The organism is Dietzia sp. CW19 (assembly GCF_014145265.1).
GTDB lineage: Bacteria > Actinomycetota > Actinomycetes > Mycobacteriales > Mycobacteriaceae > Dietzia > Dietzia natronolimnaea.
Genome location: NZ_JAALEE010000289.1, coordinates 1 through 3,153, shown reverse-complemented (window position 1 = coordinate 3,153; position 3,153 = coordinate 1). Strand labels below are relative to the sequence as shown.

4 protein-coding genes are annotated in these 3,153 nt (G+C 70.6%); 2 read left to right on the top strand and 2 right to left on the bottom strand.

Annotation, left to right across the window (positions count from 1 at the left end; genetic code table 11):
• Both G6021_RS09325 and G6021_RS09320 read left to right on the top strand, forming a co-directional pair.
• Positions 1–591 (top strand): SDR family NAD(P)-dependent oxidoreductase (locus G6021_RS09325; protein WP_182641132.1); only part of this gene is annotated, 591 nt, incomplete at its 5' end.
• Between the two features lie 212 nt (positions 592–803).
• Positions 804–1,340: a ferritin gene (locus G6021_RS09320; protein ID WP_179525999.1), complete on the top strand. Its 537-nt coding sequence runs from the start codon at positions 804–806 to the stop codon at positions 1,338–1,340.
• A gap of 76 nt (positions 1,341–1,416) precedes the next feature.
• On the opposite strand, the gene G6021_RS09315 is transcribed toward G6021_RS09320, so the two are convergent.
• Both G6021_RS09315 and G6021_RS09310 read right to left on the bottom strand, forming a co-directional pair.
• Positions 1,417–1,995 (bottom strand): dihydrofolate reductase family protein, encoded by a 579-nt coding sequence (locus G6021_RS09315; protein ID WP_182610229.1) that lies wholly within the window; start codon positions 1,993–1,995, stop codon positions 1,417–1,419.
• A 44-nt stretch (positions 1,996–2,039) separates the two neighbouring features.
• Positions 2,040–3,153: ATP-binding cassette domain-containing protein (locus tag G6021_RS09310; protein ID WP_182641131.1), on the bottom strand; the 1,114-nt coding region annotated here is incomplete at its 5' end.

Sequence of the window (3,153 nt, the reverse complement as noted above, 5' to 3'; positions counted from 1 at the left end):
GGCGGCACCGCCATGCCCCTGGACGTGACCGATCCCGCCTCGTGTGAGGCGTTCTGCGCGGCCGTCCCCCGGCTCCACGTGCTGGTCAACAACGCCGGCGGCGCCAAGGGCACGACCACCGTCATGGACGCCGACGAGGAGCAGTGGCGGTGGATGTGGGAGACCAACGTCCTGGGCACCCTGCGACTCGTGCGCGGACTCATGCCGGTGCTCGTGGAGACCGGCGACGGGCTGGTGGTGACCATCACCTCGATCGCCGCGCTCGAGTCCTACGACAAGGGCAGCGGCTACACCACCGCCAAGCACGCGCAGGCCGTGCTGCACCGGACGCTACGCGGGGAGCACCTGGGCCAACCCGTGCGGTTCACCGAGATCGCGCCCGGAATGGTGGAGACCGAGTTCTCACTCGTGCGGTTCGACGGCGACGACGACAAGGCCGGCGCCGTCTACCAGGGATTGACCCCCATGGTCGCGCAGGATGTCGCCGAGATCGTGGGGTTCGTGGCGAGCCGGCCGTCGCACGTCAACCTGGACCAGATCGTGGTCAAGCCGCGGGACCAGCACTCGGCCATGCGGGCGCACCGGCGCTGAGTGGTACGGTCCCGCGGTGGCGCGGTGGCGCGGTGGCGCGGGACCCCGTTGGCAGGTCCCGCCGACAAGGCCAGGCTTACCGATGTTCGGTTAGCCTTACTGACCTGGTAAAACGCTGTGGCCAGCCCTACTCTGGGAGCCCTGGGGCGCAACATGCCCCGGGCGAACCTCGACGCCCGTCGAGGTCCCCCGAGAGGAAGGGTGCCATGATCATGGCCAAGAAGTCGTCGTCGTTCACCGAGCTCCTGTCCGCGCAGGTCGGTCACGAGTTCGCCGCGAGCCAGCAGTACATCGCGATCGCAGTGTGGGCCGACGCCAAGGACCTGCCCCAGCTCGCCGGGCGCTTCTACCAGCACAGCCTCGGCGAGCGGAACCACGCCATGATGATGGTCCAGTACATGCTCGACCGCGACATCCCGGTGACCATCCCGGCCGTGCCCGGCCCGCAGGCCGAGTTCGACGGCCCCGTCGCCGCCCTGCGCTACGCGCTCGAGCAGGAGAAGCAGGTCACCCGTCAGATCGAGTCGATGTTCCAGGCGGCCCGCGCCGAGTCCGACCCGCTGGGTGAGCAGTTCATGCTGTGGTTCCTGCGTGAGCAGGTCGAGGAGGTCGCCAACATGAGCACCCTGGTGGCGATCGCCGAGCGCGCGGACAACGACTGGTTCCGCATCGAGGAATACCTCGCACGCGAGACCGACACCTCCACCAACACCGGCACCCCGCCCGCGGTGGCCGGCGGCGCCGTCTGACCGGACATCCCGGATCCGGCGAGCGGGCTCGGCCGGTACGGGCGGGGCTGGTGTTGGCGGGGCGGGCGCGGGCGGGTCAGGCGCAGCTGTACTCCACGTAGCTCACCCCGCTGTCGAACCCGATCCGCCGGTGCGTGACCAGGGACCGCGCACCGGTGGACCCGGCGATCAGCGGTCGCCCCCGGCCGATCACCACCGGGTTGACCTTGAGCCGGAACTCGTCGATCTCGTCCACCAACGCCGCTGCCAGCTCCCCGCCACCGCAGAGCCAGATGTCGAGCGGGGAGCTCTCCGCCTTGAGTCGTCGGACCAGTGTCACGGGGTCCTCGTCCGACGCCGTGAGGCCCGTCTCCGCCGGCAGATCACCCGGCCGATGGGTCACCACGTACTGGCGCAGGTGCGGGTAGCCGCTGGCCAGCCCCTCGTCGACAGCGACCTGATGGGTGGACCGGCCCAGCAGAACCGTGTCGAACACCCATGGGGCGGTCCCCGCGAGCCCGATCGCGCCGCGGATGTGACCGGGGATCGTCTCCGGATAGTGCTCGACGAGCCAGGCCATGTGGTCGCCCTCGAGCGGAAAGAAGTCCGTCCGTCCGTCGGGGTCCGCGATGAACCCGTCGGCGGTGACGGCGATGTAGTAGATGAGCTTGCGCATGGGTGAGTCCCTTCGTGGTCTGTGATCAGGGGAAATTGAGCGGGTCAGCCGAGCCGGATCACGTCGTCCACCCCCACCCGGGCACAGAAGCCGTCGTCGTGGCTCACCAGGACCAGGGCCCCGCGCCACCGCGCGAGAGCGTCGGCGAGCACCTCCACGCCGGCGAGGTCGAGGTTGTTGGTGGGCTCGTCCAGGATCAGCAACTGCGGAACCGGCCGCGCGAACAACCTCGCCGCCAACGCCGCGCGCAGACGTTCGCCACCGGAGAGCTCGGCGAGGCGGCGGAACCCGGCGTCCCCCGTGAACAACATCCGCGCGGCGTGGGCGTGGACCTGCTCGGGATCGGCCTCAGGGCGCACCGCCCGGATCGCGTCCACCACCGACCTGTCGGGATGCTCGACCCGCAGATCCTGCGGCAGCAGAGCCCAGGGCACGTGCGCCGCCTCGTCGTCACCAGCTCCGGCGGACCCGTCACCGAACAGGCGCCGGAGCAGCGTGGTCTTGCCGCTGCCGTTGGGGCCGGCGAGCCGTATCCGCGCAGGCCCGGTCAGGTGGATGCGACCGGCGACCGGATCGAGGGTGTCAATCACGCTCCGCCCGGCCGGCAGCCCCGGGTCGGGCATCGGGATCCGCAACACCTCCTCTCGGCGGACGGCGGCGTCGGCGTCCTGCATCCGCGCGCGCGCCTGCTCGACTCCCTGCTCGTGGACCGCGCGTAGTCTGCCCGCGGATTCCTGGGCGGACCTGCGACGTGCGTTCATGAGGATCTTGGGCATCCCGCCGGCGGCCTGCACCCGACGCCCCTGCGCGAGTCGGCGGCTCGCCTTCTCCATCCCGTCGACCCTGTCCCGCTTCTCCGCGCGCAGCTCGTTGCGGGCGTCCGCCAGCGACTGCACCGCGGCCGACTGCTCGAAGTCGACGACCTCCCGGTACAGCGAGTACGGCCCCCCGAAGAGTCGACATCGTCCGGACCGCAGCTCCACCGTGGCATCGGCCCGTTCGAGCAGTTCCAGGTCGTGGCTCACCGCCACAGCGATCCGCCGCCCTGCGGAGACGAACCCCTCGAGCGCCGCGAACAACCTGGCCCGGGCCGGTCGGTCGAGGTTGGTGGTCGGCTCGTCGAGAAGCAGCACCTTCGGCTGCCCCAGGAGTCGACCC